This is a genomic window from Acinetobacter sp. Q186-3 (assembly GCF_013420655.1).
Lineage (GTDB): Bacteria > Pseudomonadota > Gammaproteobacteria > Pseudomonadales > Moraxellaceae > Acinetobacter > Acinetobacter indicus.
This window is the reverse complement of sequence record NZ_VOXS01000005.1, coordinates 45042-61624: the sequence shown is the minus strand read 5'-3', so window position 1 is coordinate 61624 and position 16583 is coordinate 45042. Positions and strand designations below refer to the sequence as shown.

Annotated in this window: 9 protein-coding genes, 4 tRNA genes and 1 pseudogene; 8 read left to right on the top strand and 6 right to left on the bottom strand. The window is 49.3% G+C overall.

What is annotated here, in order from left to right; all coding sequences use genetic code 11:
- The first annotated feature begins 148 nt into the window (after positions 1–148).
- The 8 genes and pseudogenes from FTT64_RS06080 to FTT64_RS06045 all read left to right on the top strand — a co-directional run bounded on the left by FTT64_RS06080 (position 149) and on the right by FTT64_RS06045 (position 6147).
- A complete protein-coding gene (locus FTT64_RS06080) occupies positions 149–2644 on the top strand; it encodes a TonB-dependent siderophore receptor (protein ID WP_180182178.1) in 2496 nt (831 codons plus the stop codon).
- An 83-nt stretch (positions 2645–2727) separates the two neighbouring features.
- Positions 2728–2886, top strand: coding sequence for a hypothetical protein (locus FTT64_RS06075; RefSeq protein WP_016659224.1), 159 nt, complete (start codon positions 2728–2730; stop codon positions 2884–2886).
- Between the two features lie 229 nt (positions 2887–3115).
- A tRNA-Glu gene (locus FTT64_RS06070) sits at positions 3116–3191 on the top strand.
- Between the two features lie 113 nt (positions 3192–3304).
- Entirely contained in the window at positions 3305–4723 is a 1419-nt protein-coding gene (locus FTT64_RS06065; protein ID WP_005179201.1) for an amino acid permease, read from the top strand.
- Positions 4724–4813: 90 nt separating this feature from the next.
- Positions 4814–5718, top strand: a pseudogene (locus FTT64_RS06060) (alpha/beta hydrolase).
- Between the two features lie 133 nt (positions 5719–5851).
- Positions 5852–5927, top strand: a tRNA-Glu gene (locus FTT64_RS06055).
- A 24-nt stretch (positions 5928–5951) separates the two neighbouring features.
- Positions 5952–6027, top strand: a tRNA-Glu gene (locus FTT64_RS06050).
- 44 nt (positions 6028–6071) lie between these two features.
- A tRNA-Glu gene (locus FTT64_RS06045) sits at positions 6072–6147 on the top strand.
- Between the two features lie 284 nt (positions 6148–6431).
- Here the strand turns inward: FTT64_RS06045 and FTT64_RS06040 are convergent.
- The 6 genes from FTT64_RS06040 to FTT64_RS06015 form a co-directional block, all read right to left on the bottom strand.
- Positions 6432–7676: an NADH:flavin oxidoreductase/NADH oxidase family protein gene (locus FTT64_RS06040; RefSeq protein WP_075174999.1), complete on the bottom strand. Its 1245-nt coding sequence runs from the start codon at positions 7674–7676 to the stop codon at positions 6432–6434.
- A gap of 100 nt (positions 7677–7776) precedes the next feature.
- Entirely contained in the window at positions 7777–9363 is a 1587-nt protein-coding gene (locus FTT64_RS06035; protein ID WP_180182179.1) for an ABC transporter ATP-binding protein, read from the bottom strand.
- Positions 9338–10351 (bottom strand): ABC transporter permease, encoded by a 1014-nt coding sequence (locus FTT64_RS06030; RefSeq protein ID WP_163170277.1) that lies wholly within the window; start codon positions 10349–10351, stop codon positions 9338–9340. Before FTT64_RS06030 ends, FTT64_RS06035 begins: the two co-directional genes overlap by 26 nt.
- Positions 10351–11421, bottom strand: a complete 1071-nt coding sequence (locus tag FTT64_RS06025) for a microcin C ABC transporter permease YejB (RefSeq protein WP_005179212.1) — start codon at positions 11419–11421, stop codon at positions 10351–10353. The genes FTT64_RS06030 and FTT64_RS06025 overlap by 1 nt, the downstream gene beginning before the upstream one ends.
- 29 nt (positions 11422–11450) lie before the next feature.
- Positions 11451–13289 (bottom strand): extracellular solute-binding protein, encoded by a 1839-nt coding sequence (locus FTT64_RS06020; protein WP_180182180.1) that lies wholly within the window; start codon positions 13287–13289, stop codon positions 11451–11453.
- Positions 13290–13316: 27 nt separating this feature from the next.
- Complete coding sequence (locus tag FTT64_RS06015) at positions 13317–16526, bottom strand: LysM peptidoglycan-binding domain-containing protein (protein WP_168382198.1); 3210 nt, start codon at positions 16524–16526, stop codon at positions 13317–13319.
- Between the last annotated feature and the right edge of the window lie 57 nt (positions 16527–16583).

The following is a 16583-nucleotide window of genomic DNA, read 5'->3' as shown; positions in this document are numbered from 1 at the left end:
TTCTCTTCTCCTCCTCTTTTATTCATTCTTCTTTGCACAGCACTGTTGTTTATTTAAGCTGTTATTGCAAATAATTCTCATTTCTATTGATTAAGCCCATTAAGTTAATGATAATCGATTACATTATCTTTTACAAAAAACACATCTCATGCGTTTTGCCTATTCCAGCTTGTCTGTGGCCATTTTAAGTAGCTTCAGCTCCCTTAGTTTTGCTGAACAGATTCAAGAATCAGAACACACCGCCCCATCTCCCTCGCTCAAACTGTCGACCATTGTGGTCGAGGCCAAAGATGAAAATGCGCTGGGAAAAACGGTCTATAATCAGGAAGATTTAAAGAAAAGCCCGAATAGCAGCAAGAACATCACCGAATTTTTAAAGGTGAATCCGAACGTGCAGCTCGGTCACCGCTTTCGCAGCAGCTTGCAGCAAGGTGAACTGAACGCGGCCGATATCAGTATTAATGGCGGATTGGCTTACGATAACAAGATTCTGATCAATGGCCTCTCCATCAACAATACGATTAATCCGGTGGGGGCACAGCAATCCAATCATCCTAACCAGCTGATGGGCAATTCACAGGCCGCTGCCATCAATACCGACCTGCTGTGCAAACTGACCGTGTTAGACAGTAATATCGGGGCGGAATATGGAGAATTTACCGGTGGCGTGATTTCTGCCGAAACCTGCGCTCCGCAAACCGAAATTGGTAAAATTCACGGTTCGCTCAGTTATGACTACACCTCGAATGCCTGGTCAAAAGTCAATTTCCCCTCTCAGGACAGCCGGGATGCTTTTGAAGATTCGACCGATGAGTCGGCACAGCCCTACTTCACCAAACAGGGCATTAGCCTGAACAGTTATGGTCGGCTCAGTGAGCAATGGGGTTTTAATGCCTTTGCTTCATACCGGCATTCAGCCATTCCCTTAAAAACAGATTTTGCCGAATCAGGGCAATTTGAACAGCAGCGTCAGGCCCGCAATGCCGGTGTGGAATTATTTTATGATCCCTCTGAACGTACTTCGTTTAAGCTGGGTGCGAGCTTTTTGGAAAATGATGGACTGTATTTTAAATCCAATATCCGTGATTCTGAATCGACCCAGCACTCGAACAGCCAGAACCTGTATTTTAATCTGAACAACCAGCTCGACAGTGTCTTGCTGACCCAGCAGCTGAACTATCAACGCCAGCAAGCGGGACGTCAGGCTGCCCAGAATCACTATAGCTGGCTCAACTCGAGCAGCAAAAACTGGGGCAAGGACAAATATAGCTTTGAAGGTCATATGGGCGCCTTAAACCAGCAAGAAAGCCGGCTGAAATACACCATTAAAGCCCTGTTTGAGCCGATTGAAACCGCATCTTTACGGCATCAGTTTAAAATCGGAGCCGGCTATGGCCATTATAAAGCCTACTGGCAACGTCCTGAAACTGCCCACGTATATGCTACGCCTTTAAATTTAAACGGTGCCGACTGCCAGTCTGATAATGGTACAAGTTATGATGCCTGTGATACTGCACCGAGTCTGGATGGTAAATATCAGGGCCAGTATTTAAGTAGCAAAACCAGCTATTATGCCGGTCAACTGGATATCCGTCAGGATCGCTGGCATGCCTTTATTGAAGACCAGATTCACTGGAATCAGTATCTGACCGCGACCCTGGGCTTCCGGAATGACTATGACTCCATTCACAAACAGAACAATGTTGCCCCCAGAACTGCACTAGAAATCCGTCCTTTGGGCAATGAACGCTTAACCCTGTTGGGTGGCTGGAACCGCTATTACGGGCTAAATGCGTTTGTGAATGAACTGAATGACCGGATTGACCAGTTTGAGCAGAAATATACACGCGCGCAGCTGGAACAGGGCTGGACACCCAAAACCGCAGGAAAGACCAGTTTCACCTATCGTTCCGAGCTGAAAACCCCGTATAGCGATGAAACCGTACTTGGCCTGAGTTCCAAACTGAACAATACCGCATTCAGCCTGAAATGGGTCAACCGTGACAATCAGGACCAGTTACGTAAAACCAAAATGAATCTGGAAGATCTGAGTTATAGCTATGACAATCGCGGGCGCTCTGCATCCGATATTTATTCGCTTTCCATCCGTAATCTGGCGCCACTGGCATTTTTAGGCGCACAACATCGTCTGGCCCTGAATGCAGACTATACCGAAACCACGCGCAATTTTGATCATTACGACAGTACCGATATTCTGACCGCCACCCCGCAAGTCTATTATAAGGGGCAACTGATTGATGCCGAGGATCGCCCTGCCCATGAGTTTCATGTGCCGTGGACCGTGCGTCTGAACTGGGAGATGCAGTTTGACCGCCTGCCGCTAACGCTCAGCCATTTCCTGAGTTATCAGGGTAAAGTTGATGCCCTAAAACGTGAGGCCAAAGGCTATACCGACGCACAGGGCGTGCAGCATGATGCCTATACGCCGTACACCACCCAGAACAAGTTTTATTGGGACTTAAAAGCCAGCTACCGGATTCCATCTTTTAAAGATACTCAAACCATTTTGGGTCTGACTATTAACAATGTCACCAACCGTGCCAACAGCTTTATTGACAGCAGCGGCAGCGCCCAGCCCGACATTGGCCGGCAGTTTATTGCCGATGTGACCTTTAAATTCTAGCGTGGAAATATGCACAGGCTTGCGCTTTTAGACTGTGCATCCGCTATAATTGCAGTAATTTCCCATGCTTTTTTTATAAGACAATGTTAAAAAAGATTTTTCTGGTCCTGATTATTTTGCTGCCTTCGGCACTTTATCTGTACATTGTGTCGCGTGATAGTAAAGCACCGCAAGCGCCCGCACCGGCTGAACAGGCCGCGCCGCAGCCACAAGCACCTGAATACCAAACCCCGGACCACTAAATGTGGTCTTTTTTATCTCCGGTGCGGTGGGTCGTGCAGATGCTCATGGGTTAAAATCCGGTGCAGATTGAAGTGCTTATTAAAAACCAGGCGGCCATCATCAAACGATAAATTTTCCAACAGCCTAAACAGATACTTTTTAGACAAATAAATCCAAATCATGGAATTATTCCCGTCATCAAATTGACATCTTTGGGGCAAATCCCTAATATAGCCCTCACCTCGCAACGTCCCTATCGTCTAGAGGCCTAGGACATCGCCCTTTCACGGCGGTAACCGGGGTTCGAATCCCCGTAGGGACGCCATCTAAATCGCGCCAGACGATTACTTCTAACCCAATTGTTTTGATTATTGATTGCAGATTTGTAGTTTTTCTCTACAATAGCCTGCTTCTCTATTCTTTTATTCTCCTACTCTTATGCAGACATCTCATTCTCCGAATGATGCTACGCATCAGGGCAATTCTGCGCCTTTAAAACGCGCTATGAGTACTCGACATCTGGTTATGATTTCACTTGGTGGTGCAATCGGAACCGGTTTATTTTTAGGTTCGGGTGAAGTCATTGCACAAACGGGGCCTGTAGGTGCCATTCTTGCTTATTTTCTGGGCGGCGTGATCGCTTACATGGTTATGCTGTGTTTGGGCGAACTGGCTGTCCATATGCCTGAATCCGGTTCTTTTGGTGCTTATGCCAAACGTTATATTGGACCCGGAACAGGCTATACCGTCACCTGGCTGTACTGGCTAACCTGGTCAGTCACCCTGGGGACTGAATTTACCGCAGCCGCCCTGCTGATGCAGGAGTGGTTCCCGCACATCTCGATGTGGTTATGGACCATTATTTTTGGGGTATTTGTCTTTACCTTAAATATGGTGTCTAGCCGCTGGTTTGCTGAATCGGAATTCTGGCTGGCACTGGTCAAAGTCGTGACCGTGGTGGCCTTTATTCTGCTCGGTCTGCTGGCCATTTTCGGCGTGATCGGCTATCAGGGCTATGAATCTGCGCCGCTGTTTAGCAATTTAACCGCACAGGGCTGGTTCCCGGAAGGTTTATTCCCGATTTTCACCACCATGCTGATTGTGAACTTTGCCTTCTCTGGCACCGAACTGATTGGTGTGGCCGCTGGTGAAACCAAAGACCCGGCCAAAAACGTTCCAAAAGCCATCAACACCGCGATTTTCCGCCTGCTGATTTTCTTTGTCGGAACCATTCTGGTGGTGACTGCGTTATTGCCGCATCAGGAAGCCGGTCTGGCCGCTGAGGGCGTGAGTAGCAGTCCATTTGTGACCGTGTTCCAGCACATCGGGATTCCATACGCAGAAGATATTATCCGCTTCGTGATCATTACCGCCTTACTGTCTGCCGCCAACTCAGGTTTGTTTGCAGCATCGCGGATGATGTGGTCATTGTCGTATCAGAAGCAGTTGCCGCAGGTTTTCTCCAAGGTCAACTCGCGTGGTATTCCTTATGTGGCAGTGATGGTCACCATGCTGGGCGCAATGCCAGGCTTGCTGTCTGAGCAGTTTGCACCTGAGCTGATTTTTACCAACCTGCTCGGTATTGCGGCCTTTACCATGGTGGTGGTCTGGATGAGTATCTGCTTAAGTCATTTCAACTTCCGCCGTGAATGGTATAAACAGGGTCGTAGCGTGAAAGAGCTGGGCTTTGCCGCACCATTGTTCCCGATTGTGCCAATTCTGGGCTTTGTATTCTGTCTGATTACCTGTTTGAGTATGGTGTTTGATCCATCCATGCGCATCAGTTTCTTTGGCTGTTTAATCTTTATTGCAGCCTGCTATATCAGCTATTACCGTTTTTATCATAAAAAAATCTAATCAGGATTTGCAGTAAAGAGCGGCCCCGGCCGCTCTTTTTTTATCTATACTGTTAAATAAAGCCATTCTTATTCACATGCTGGCCCTACAATGAATATTATTTGCATTCATGGGATGAATCAGCAACACCAGACTGCCGATTCACTGCGTCGACTGTGGTTATCAATACTGGAGCAGGGTTTAAAACGCAGCCAGCAGTCCCATTTTTTGCCGATTTAAAACAGGCCATCTGTATGCCGTTTTATGGCGATTTGCTCTCCAAACATCATCTGCAAAACACTTTAAATGCCAGCACCCTGATGCCGCAGCACTGGCCGCATTTTCCACTGCTGCATCCAGTCAAAATTCAAAAACCGACCACAGTGGTGGAAGAACATCGCCCCGGCGATTGCAATATTCCGCATCTGCAAGTCTATGATGCACTTAACTTTAACCAGAAACTGAAATGGCTTAGTGCTTTAAGCCGGGATATTGCACTGCGTGATTTTGCCCGGCTGATCAATTATTTTCCCAAACTGCATGCCAGCTTGTTGCATAAATTTCTGGTCGAAGCCTATTTATACCTGGCCGATCCGCATTTTATTCAAGAGGTACACAGCCGGATTTATGCCCAGCTCTGTCAGGATGACACCCATATTATTCTGGCGCATTCCTTAGGCACGGTAATTGCCTATAATCTGTTAATTCAGCATCCGGAACTGAATATTGCACGCTTTATTACCCTCGGTTCGCCGCTGGCCTTTCGGGTGATTCAGGAGCATTTACAACAGCCGATTCAGCGCCCCACTGCCCTGCATGGCGACTGGATTAATTTTTATTCTCCAGATGATTTTCTGACCGCCTTTCCACTGTCGGAACCACCGTTTCATTTTAAACCGGCCATTCTGAACCGGCAGGTACAAACTCCGGTAGATCGTCCTCATGAAGTCTATGGCTATTTGCAGCATCCCCAAGTCTTAGAGGCCTTGGTCGAGTTACTGCCAGAAAGTGCTTAAATTGAGGGAATTTTCACCTGATTTATGCAAATTGTTCTAAATTTATTCGCTTAAAAGCCTTGCAGCCAGAAAATTGTAGAAAAGCGTTTGACACCCTCCTTTTTTCACCCTAATATACGCCCACCTCTGAAACGTCCCTATCGTCTAGAGGCCTAGGACATCGCCCTTTCACGGCGGTAACCGGGGTTCGAATCCCCGTAGGGACGCCAATTTCAGAAGTAATATTTTATTAAGTCCCTATCGTCTAGAGGCCTAGGACATCGCCCTTTCACGGCGGTAACCGGGGTTCGAATCCCCGTAGGGACGCCACTTCCTCCAATCAAAAGAAGCGGTTTAAAATATTCTTCTGCACTGTCCCTATCGTCTAGAGGCCTAGGACATCGCCCTTTCACGGCGGTAACCGGGGTTCGAATCCCCGTAGGGACGCCATATTCGGGTCACATACGTGATTCATAAAAAAGCCCAAGCATTGCGACTTGGGCTTTTTTATTGCTGCAACTTTTTATTTGTACAGAACGGGAAGTATGAAAAATACTATCACCCGTTTAAAACGGTCATCTCACCTGCGCCCAGATCATTGTTTTTGACAGCCATAACAGGCCTGCTATCATCCACGTCATACAGTCTCCTGCTGATGTGGATAGAAATGCTCAAAAAAGTTGAATAAAGCGTAGATGGGGAATCGGGATGGATCATCCCTCCCCCATTTCTGTTTAGGCCGATTTACGCGAGTTAATCTGTCCTTTAATGACTGCAGTCAAATTGCCTTTTAAATATTTAAAAAATACTTTTAAAGGCGAGAGTTTTGGATTCGGCTGTTTGCCTTGGGCAATGTCCTTGAACTGCGCGGCATACCAGATAATTTCCATAATTGCCATTTTATCAACCAGTGGAATGCCGGTCTTAATTTTATCGACACCATAACGCACGTCTTGCCCTGCCAGCAAACGATGTGCCAGATCTGGCTCTACCGCAAATGGGCGAGCAATCCCGATAAAATCACAGGCGCCGCTGGCCAGTGCCGTATTCATGCCTTGTACGGTCCGGAAACCGCCGGTCACCATTAAATGACAACGAACTTCCTGGCGGATCCGCTCCGCAAACTCCAAGAAGTAGGCTTCACGCGCTAAAGTCGAGGCTTTGCGTTTTTCCGCTTTTACTCCGGCCATGGCCGGTGCTTCATAAGTCCCCCCCGATACTTCAATCAGGTCAATTCCGGCAGCATCAATCGCTTTAAAGACCTGAATCACATCTTCCTCACTAATACCACCGCGCTGGAAATCCGCCGAGTTCAGCTTGACCGAAATAATAAAATCTTCAGAGGTCGCAGCGCGCACCGCCTGATAAATTTCCAGCAAAAAGCGCATCCGGTTGTCAATCGAGCCACCCCAACGATCTTGGCGTTTATTGGTTAGCGGTGATAAAAACTGGCTGATTAAGTAGCCATGTGCGCCATGCAGCTGCACCCCTTCAAAACCGGCCTGCTCACAGATCTGCGCTGCGCGGGCAAAGCGCTGGATAATATCAAGAATCTCATCTTCACGCAGTTCACGCGGTGTGCCAAAGGTGGTGGCCAAGGCCGGGCTAAACGGTACGGCGGAAGGCGCGACGGTTTCTTTGTTCAGGCCTTTCGGACATTGCCGCCCCGGATGCGATAACTGCACCAGTTGCACCATGCCATACTGCTTGCCAATCTGCGCCCACTGTTGCAACTTGGCCAGATCACGTTCTGATTCAATGGCCACCACGCCCGGTTCATTTTTGGCACGAATATCCACCATGACATTGCCGGTAATGGCACAGCCCAGCCCACCCTTGGCCCAGGCCTCATATAAGCCCAAATGTAACTGGTTCGGCTGACCAGCCGTATTGGCCAGCGCCTCACTCATAGCGCCTTTAATGATGCGGTTTTTAAATGTGGTCTTTCTAATTTGAAGCTGATCTGCAATCTGGCTCATTGGTCAATCCTGACATTGTGGTCTAGAGCAAATACTCTATTGAATTACCCCAATGGTCAAGCAAATTTTGACAACTCGTAATGTCAAAAATAGTCACAGATCAATATTGACTGGCCTGAATCAGCTGCCGGGTATAGTCAGTTTGTGGCTGTGCAAACAGATCTTCAGTACGCTGGAATTCCATCACCTTGGCATGTTTCAGCACCAATACCTTCTGACACAAGGCCTTGACCACCTGCAAATCATGGCTGATAAACAGATAGCTCATCTGCTCCTGCTGCTGCAAACGCCGCAACAGTTTAACGATGGCGCGTTGTGTGGTGCGGTCCAGCGCCGAGGTCGGCTCATCCAGAATCAGCAGTTTCGGTTTCAGCACCAGCGCACGTGCCAGTGCAATCCGTTGCCGCTGTCCACCGGATAGTTCATGCGGATAACGGGTTTTAAAACTGACCGGCAATTCAACTTTTTCCAGTGCCAGATCAATACGCTGCTGAATTTCGGATGCTGACAGCTTTTGTAAGGCCAACCCTTCGCCAATGGTCTGCTCGACATTTAAACGCGGATTCAGGCTGCTAAACGGGTCCTGAAATACAATCTGAAATTTACTGCGTAATGGCCGCAGCTGCTTTTCCGAAAGCTGGTTCAAATCCTGGCCCAGCAAATCAATTTTGCCCTCACTGGCAGTTAAACGTGAAATCGCCAGTGCCAGCGAGCTTTTACCGGAACCACTTTCCCCGACAATACCGATGGATTCGCCTTGGGCCAGATTTAAATCCAGCGGCTCCACCGCGACAAAATAATCTTTGACTCGATTGAGTAAACCCTGCTTGATGGGAAACTTCACACCCAGTTGTTGCAGTTGCAATAAAGGCTGAGTCGCCTCTACCTGTAAAGCCTGACCAAAATCATGATGCAGCAGTTCCCGGGTATAGGCCTGCTGCGGCGCATGAAAGACCTGTTCAACCGGCCCCTGCTCCTCGACCTGGCCTTTGTTCATGACAATGACCTGATCGGCATAATGCCGCACCAGATTCAAATCATGGCTGATTAAAATCATGGCCATCTGCCGGCTGCGCTGTAAGCTTTGCAGCAGGTCCAGAATTTGCGCCTGCAGGGTCACATCTAACGCAGTGGTCGGCTCATCGGCAATCAGGATGTCCGGATCAAGCGCCAAGGCCATGGCAATCATCACCCGCTGGCGCTGCCCACCTGACAGTTCATGCGGATAACGCTTCAGTTTATCTTCCGGCTGGGGAATGCCGACATCTTGCAGCAATTGCAGTACGCGTTGCCGGGTTTCCGCCTTGGAATAGCCTTGTAACAGCAGGCTTTCGCTAATAATTTTTTCCACCCGATGTAGCGGATTTAATGCCGTCATCGGCTCCTGAAAAATCATGGCAATGCGCTGGCCGCGAATCTGGCGTAGTTGTACCGGATTCAGCTGTAGCAGATCCTGCCCCTGAAACAGTGCCTGCCCCTGAATCTGTAGCTGACTCGGCAACAAGCCCAGCAAGGCCAGACTACTCACCGATTTACCCGAACCACTTTCACCGACCAGCGCCAGTGTTTCGCCAGCGTACAATTCAAAATTTAAATTGTGCACCAATAGCTGCTGTTGATGCTGAATCTGGAGCTGCTGTACCGTCAGCACCGGCGTGCGCTTACTGGCGTCTTGGATCGAATGCATCACGGGTCGCCTCTCCAATATAAATCAGTAAAGATAAAACAATTGCCAGGGTAAAAAAGCCCGACAATGCCAGCCACGGCGCATTTAAATTATTCTTGCCCTGTAGCAGCAGTTCGCCTAAAGATGCGGCATCGGGCGGCAAACCATAACCGAGGAAATCCAGTGCAGTCAGCGCGGTAATATTCGCAGTCAGCATAAAGGGTAGTTGTGACAGACTTGAACTCATGGCATTGGGCAAGATGTGCCGGAACATGATGGTACGGTCGCTCACACCCAGGCCGCGGGCAGCACGGACATAATCAAAATTACGTGCCCTTAAAAATTCGGCCCGGACCAGTCCGACCAAGGTTGGCCAGCCAAACAGCAGCATAATCAGAAACAGCCAGTACACACTCGGACTAAACATACTGACCAGAATCATTACCATGAACAGCATTGGTAAACCGCCCCAGACTTCCAGAATCCGCTGTCCCAGCAAATCGACCCAGCCGCCATAATAGCCCTGTATCGCCCCGACGATAATGCCAAGTGCAGCAGAGGCCAGCGTTAAGGCAAATCCGAATAGCAGTGATACCCGCAGGCCATAGAGAATCCGCGCCAGTACATCTCGGCCCTGATCATCGGTCCCGAGCCAGTTATCGCTGGTCGGTGGTGACGGCACCGGCACAGCCAGCTCTAAATTCGGTGACTGATAAGAATATTCAATCAGTGGCCAGATGGCCCAGCCCTGGTCCTGAATCAGCTGCTGCACAGCCGGGTCCTTATATTCCGCCTCGGTTTCAAAGACCCCGCCAAAAGTGGTTTCAGGATAAGCCTTGAACACCGGCATATATAAGCTGTTTTCATATTTGACCAGCAGCGGCTTGTCATTGGCGATCAGCTCGGCCGCTAAGGACAAAATAAAAATCAGAGCAAAGGCGATAAAACAGCCAAATCCCAGCCGGTTCTGTTTAAAACGCTGGAGCCGCGCCTGCATTAAGGGAGACATTATTTGGCCCCCCGTGATTCAAAATTAATCCGTGGATCAATGACCTGATACAGCACATCGCTGATCAGTCTGAGGACTAATCCTAACAAGGTAAAAATAAACAGGGTGCCAAAAATTACTGGATAATCACGCTGTACAATCGCTTCAAAGCCCAGCAATCCCAGACCATCGAGGTTAAAAATAATTTCAATAAACAGGTTACCGACAAAGAAAATCCCAATTAATGCTTCCGGCAGGCCAGCAATCACAATTAGCATGGCGTTACGAAAAACATGGCCATACAGCACCCGCGATTCGGTCAGGCCTTTGGAGCGTGCCGCCAGCACATACTGTTTATTCAGTTCTTCCATAAACGAGTATTTGGTTAAGTAGGTCAACCCGGCAAATCCACCAATCACCATCGCCAGCAGCGGCAAGGTCATATGCCAGAAATAGTCTTTGATTTTACCCAGCAGACTCAGCTGATCGAAGTTTTCCGAGACCAATCCCTGTAGCGGGAACCACTGAAAATAGGAACCACCGGCAAAAAATACAATCAATAAAATCGCAAAAGCAAAGGCCGGAATGGCATAGCCAATGGCCAGCAAAATAGACGTGGCTTTATCAAAGATCAGACCATGCTGACGGGCTTTTTTTATCCCGAGTGGAATAGACACCAGATAAATCAGCAAGGTGCTCCACAATCCTAAAGACAGCGATACCGGCAGTTTTTCCCACAGCAGCTGGGTCACCGGCTTGTCTTTAAAAAAGCTGGTGCCAAAATCAAATTGCAGATAGCTGCTCAGCATTAGCCAGAAACGCTCATGAATTGGTTTATCAAACCCATATTGCGCTTCAATTTTAGCCACCATTTCATCACTTAGACCTTTGGCGCCCTGATAGGGCGTTGAACCGGCCGCAGCAGTTTCGGCACTGCCACTCCCGCCCATGCCCTGAAAGGCTTCTGCCTGCTGAATTGCCTGCTCGACCGGACCGCCCGGGGCAATCTGGATCACAATAAAGTTAATCAGCAAAATCAGAAACAGTGTGGGAATAATCAGCAACACACGTTTCAGGATATAGGTTCCCATGCGCTCAGCATCCTTGTGGCAAAGCCAGCTTATTGTTTACGCAGATACTGGGCTACTTTTTGCGCCCCGGCTGCATCACTCCACCAGTAATCAAGTCCAATGGAAAGTTTTGGTTTTATTTTCGGTTGTTGGTACATATTCCAGTAGGCCAGCCAGTGCTCGCCTTTGCCATAGGTCGGAATCTGGTAATAACCAGCGCGTAATAAGCGGTCCAGCACTTTGGTCCGGACAATCAGCTGCTGGCGGTCAGGCGCGTAAATAATTTTCTGAATGATGTCATCAATGACCGGATTCTTGATGCCGGCATAATTATAATTGCCCGGCTGATCTGCCGCGGCACTGCTCCAGAATTGCGCCTGTTCATTGCCCGGACTTAAGGACTGTGGCAAGACCATGGTGCTTAAGTCAAATTCTGCCCGGCGCATCCGTTCAATATATTGCGGCACATCGACCTGGCGGATATTCACCACAATGCCCAGACGTTTTAAATTGCGCACAAAAGGCATTAAAGTACGCTGCAAGCCATCCTGATGAATTAAAAATTCCAGCTGGATGGTGTTGCCTTTCGGATCAAGCAAACGGCCATCCTTGAAGCGATAGCCGGCATTCAGCAGGATCTGCCGGGCTTTGAGCAGACCGCTGCGGTTAAAACCGCTGGCATCACTGACCGGGAATTTCCAGTTGGCCAGCACCCCCTGACGCTGCACCGGATGCAACTGTTTTAAATACGGCTTTAACAGTGCCAGCTCCGCCGCGCTTGGACGACCTTTGGCTTCCAGTTCGCTATTGCTAAAATAACTTTGCAAACGCTGATACTGTCCGTAAAACAGGGCTTTATTCTGCCATTCAAAATCATAGGCATGGCTGAGCGCCTGACGGAAATGAATATCCTGCATCGGTGCACGCCGGGTATTAAACACAAAACTTTGTGTTGGCACCGGGTTTTCATGCCGGAACTTATATTTCACCACCATCCCCGCTTTCACTGCCGGGAACTGATATTCCGTCACCCATTTGCGCGCGGTATATTCTTCATGCAGCGTGTATTGGCCCGACTTAAAGCCTTCAAAGGCCACATCCATATTGCGGTAATAGACAAATTTAAGCCGGTCAAAGTTATAACGGCCCTTATTGACCGGCAGATCTTTGCCCCAATAGTTCGGATTGCGCCTATAAGTAATACTGCGTCCGGCATCAATCCGTTCAATCAGATACGGGCCTGACCCCAGCATCGGCTGCAAGGTAATCCGGCTAAAGTCCTTGCCCTGCCAGTCTTTCTGGGAATAAATCGGTAAGGCCGATAAAATCAGCGGCATTTCACTGTTGTTATCGGATTTAAAGGTCATTTTGACCTGATGTCTGGATAAGACCTCGGTTTTATCCAAATCGGCAATATACATCTGCAAACCCGGATTAGATTTGCTCTGGAAGGTATCAAAACTGAATTTGACATCAGCCGCGGTAACCGGTGTGCCATCACTAAAACGTGCTTTTGGATTCAGATGAAAAATGACAAACTTGGTCTGCTTCGGATCATAAGTCACTTTTTCTGCCAGCAGTGGGTACATCACCCCCGGCTCATCTAGCGAGCTGGTCATGAGCGAATCAAACAGATAATTCACCCCATCGGTCGCACTGCCCTTACCGTTCATGCTGTTCAGGTTGTCAAAAGTGCCATTGCTGGACTGACTCAGTATGCCACCTTTCGGTGCTTGCGGATTGGCATAGGGCATGGCCGCAAGCTGGCTGTATTTCGGGCTGCTGTGCAGCGCGATATACGGCGTGGTCTGCAGCGCAGCCCAACTCCAGCTTGAGGTCAAGGCCAGTGCTGTTGCCACAGCACTCAAGCCATATAAAGATCTGTTCATGCGGTCACGACTCCTTGTGCCCGGCAATTACAGGTTCGGAACCTTGATGATCTCTCCAATACGCAGCTGCGTATTCGGTTTAATCTCGTTCATATCAGCCAGTTCACTGGTTTCCAGACCATAACGGCTGGCCAGCCCAATCAGGGTATCACCGCGCTTGACCTTATATTCTGTCATGGTTTTTGGCAATTGCAGGGTTTGTCCCACTCTTAAACCGGCACGCGGACTCAGCCCATTCAAGGCCGCCAGTTCAGCGACCGAAATACCGGTACGGCTGGCAATGGCATTTAAGGACTCACCGGCTTTAACAGTATAGGCTTCGGTTGCTTTACCCGTGCTGGCGGTGCTCACCGCTGCACTTTCCGCGGCACGGTTGCTACTGCTGTCCAGATCACCTTCAATTTTTAAACGCTGGCCAATCCGCAGTGCAGCAGTACGTGGCAGATCATTTAGTGCGGCCAGATAGTTCAGCTGCAAATGATATTTACGCGCAATACTATTTAAGGTCTCACCCGATTTTACAATATGAATATCAGAGTTTGCCGCAGTTGTGCTGACCTTACTTTCTTCCACTAGCGCTGGCTCACCGCTGAGTTTCAGGCGCTGGCCGGTACGTAAACCGGCAGTCCGGCTGATGCCATTTAAACTGGCAATCTGCTCCAGACTCAGGTTATAGCGGTTGGCAATGGCAGTTAAGGTATCTCCCGACTGTACTGTATAACTATCCGGGATGGTCGAACCGGCGGGAATTTTTAAAGTTTGCCCAATTCGCAGGCCGGTATTGGTCGAAATCTGGTTTAAGGCGGCCAGATCAGCCAGACTCATTTTGCTTTGTGCGGCCACACTCGATAAGGTGTCTCCGCGCTGGACAGTATAGTTTTCCGTTTTAATCTCAGCTGTTGATGTACTTGGCACTGCACGACGACTCTCTGCGGCCGTTTCAGTTTTTGCTTCGGCTTTCGAGTCACTTACAGGCACATTAATCCGCTGTCCAACCAGCAAACTGCTGCCCGCAGTCAGACCCGGAGTTAAGGCTGCCAGTTCTGCATTGGACAAGCCATGACGGTCCGCAATCAGTTTCAGATATTCACCGCGCTTCACCGTATAGCTTTGCGTGGCCACTTTGGTTTCAGCCGCTTTCTGCTCAGCTGCCTTGGCACGCATCTCTGCTGTTTCTTGCAGATTCAGCTTCTGGCCGACAAACAGGCCACTGCTTGTGTTCAGATTATTGTAATCCGCCAGTTGCTTGACCGATAAACCAAACTGATTGGCCACGCCGGTTAAGGTATCGTTAGCTTTAACCACATAGGATTCCGGCTGCTCTTTGGCTTTGGCTGGCGCGGCAGCTTGTGGTTTGGCATCATATAAATAGATGGTGGTACCGGCATATAAAGTCGAGTTTGGATCAATCTGGTTCCATTTTGCCACATCACGCCAGTTCACCCCATTTTTCATGGCAATCAGCACCAGGGTATCGCCGGCCTGTACCGTATAGGTACTGCGCTTGCCTTTTGGCGGCACCACCACCACTTCAGTGTCGGTCTTGATTACGTTCTTGCCCTGGTTCCGCTGGGCTTCATCTGAATCTGGACGGGTGCTATCCGCGACACTTTTCGGGTAAGCAAAACCTTTGGTCAGCTCTTTGCCTTGCTGCTCGGCCACCGACAGACTGGTCTGAATCGCGGTCAGCTTAATTTTGCCATCATAAGGATCGACAATTTCAGTGCCTTGTGGTGCAATTTCTTTTAACTCGGCCACCACCTGCGCCTGTTCAGCCTGAGAGGCCACCGGCTGCAACACCTCTTCTACCGTTTTGTTCTGGTCTTCAGTTTTCACTGCCGCCAGAATCTGTTCACGTTCTGCTGCTGAAATTGGCGGTTCGACCTTCACCGGCTGAATATTCTGTGCCGGGGTAATGGCCACCGGAATACGTGGAGCACTTGGAATATCTGAATTGGCCGCAAAAGAGGCCAAAGCCGATGAACCGCGTGGCGTACTGATCCGTTTGGTGCTGGTTGTAGTCGTGCTGCTAGCAGTTTTGGCTGTGCTCGCTGGTGTAGTCGTAGCAGTACGCTGAGTCACACTGGCCGTCAAAGCGGGTGTGGTGGTTTTTGTAGCTGGGGCACTGGTCGTGGTCTGCGTCGTCACACTAGGACGAGTGTTGCTGGCCAGCAATCCACCACCTTGCAGGTTTTTCAGACGTTCATCGACTGTTGGGCTTAAATCGGCTGGAATCAGAATCCGCATCGGGCTGGCACTGTCAATTCGGTCAGTACGATGGCCCGGGTTCAGTGCATATAACTCGGCACGGCTAAGACCAGTAATATTGGCCACATCATTTAAATTCACCGCTCCGACCGTCACTTCACGGAAATGGGGACGGTTGGCAATTGGCGGCAAACGCACCCCGTAGGCACCTGGATTTTTAATAATTTGCGCCACTGCCAGGAAACGCGGCACATAGTTCATGGTTTCCTGTGGCAATTTCAGTGACCAGTAATCGGTCGGTAAACCGGCAGCCTTGTTACGGTTAATCGCCTGCTGAATACGGCCCGGTCCGGCATTATAAGCGGCCAGAGCCAACTCCCAGGAACCAAACTGGTTATACAGGCTACCGAGGAATTCATAGGCAGCACGGGTCGATTCGACCACATCACGGCGGCCATCATACAGCGGGGTCTGTTTCAGACCATAAATACGTCCGGTACTTGGAATAAACTGCCATAAACCGGCTGCAGCAGCACTACTGGTTGCTGCCGGGTCGTACGAACTTTCAATGACTGGTAATAATGCCAGTTCGGTCGGCATGCCACGGCGCTCGGCTTCTTTAACTGTGTGATACAGATAACGTGAAGCACGCGCACTTAAACGGTCAATATACGGCTGACGTGAAATAAACCAGCCGCGCTGCGCTTCAATACGCGGATTCCAGTGTTCCAGATCCATTTTGAAACCTACGGTCATACGCTTCCAGACATCACCGTGTTTTAAAATCAGTAAACGGTCGCCTTCTACCGCGCGCATGTCGGTGGCCGACAATAAATCTTCCAGTGAATCTAAACTGCTGGCGTCCAGATAACCTGAACCAACCTGACTCGACGTTGACGCTTTGCTGGCACTTTGTGTAGAGGTACAGCCGGTGCTGATGCCGAGCGCGGCCAGCGCTGAACCCAAAACTGTAATTTTAAATAGTGCCGGGACCATAGGCTGCCACATGCGTGTGGTTGGTTTATACATAGGAAATCCAAACAACTCGTCTATAAATTATTTTTTAGATTTGACATTGTAGTGAAG

Bases quoted from the DNA above. Each gene is read 5' to 3' on its own strand.
- FTT64_RS06075 (WP_016659224.1), top strand. From the start codon at position 2,728: ATGTTAAAAAAGATTTTTCTGGTCCTGATTATTTTGCTGCCTTCGGCA.
- FTT64_RS06020 (WP_180182180.1), bottom strand. From the start codon at position 13,289: ATGAACAGATCTTTATATGGCTTGAGTGCTGTGGCAACAGCACTGGCC.
- FTT64_RS06025 (WP_005179212.1), bottom strand. From the start codon at position 11,421: ATGGGAACCTATATCCTGAAACGTGTGTTGCTGATTATTCCCACACTG.
- FTT64_RS06040 (WP_075174999.1), bottom strand. From the start codon at position 7,676: ATGAGCCAGATTGCAGATCAGCTTCAAATTAGAAAGACCACATTTAAA.
- FTT64_RS06030 (WP_163170277.1), bottom strand. From the start codon at position 10,351: ATGTCTCCCTTAATGCAGGCGCGGCTCCAGCGTTTTAAACAGAACCGG.
- FTT64_RS06065 (WP_005179201.1), top strand. From the start codon at position 3,305: ATGCAGACATCTCATTCTCCGAATGATGCTACGCATCAGGGCAATTCT.
- FTT64_RS06080 (WP_180182178.1), top strand. From the start codon at position 149: ATGCGTTTTGCCTATTCCAGCTTGTCTGTGGCCATTTTAAGTAGCTTC.
- FTT64_RS06035 (WP_180182179.1), bottom strand. From the start codon at position 9,363: ATGCATTCGATCCAAGACGCCAGTAAGCGCACGCCGGTGCTGACGGTA.
- FTT64_RS06015 (WP_168382198.1), bottom strand. From the start codon at position 16,526: ATGTATAAACCAACCACACGCATGTGGCAGCCTATGGTCCCGGCACTA.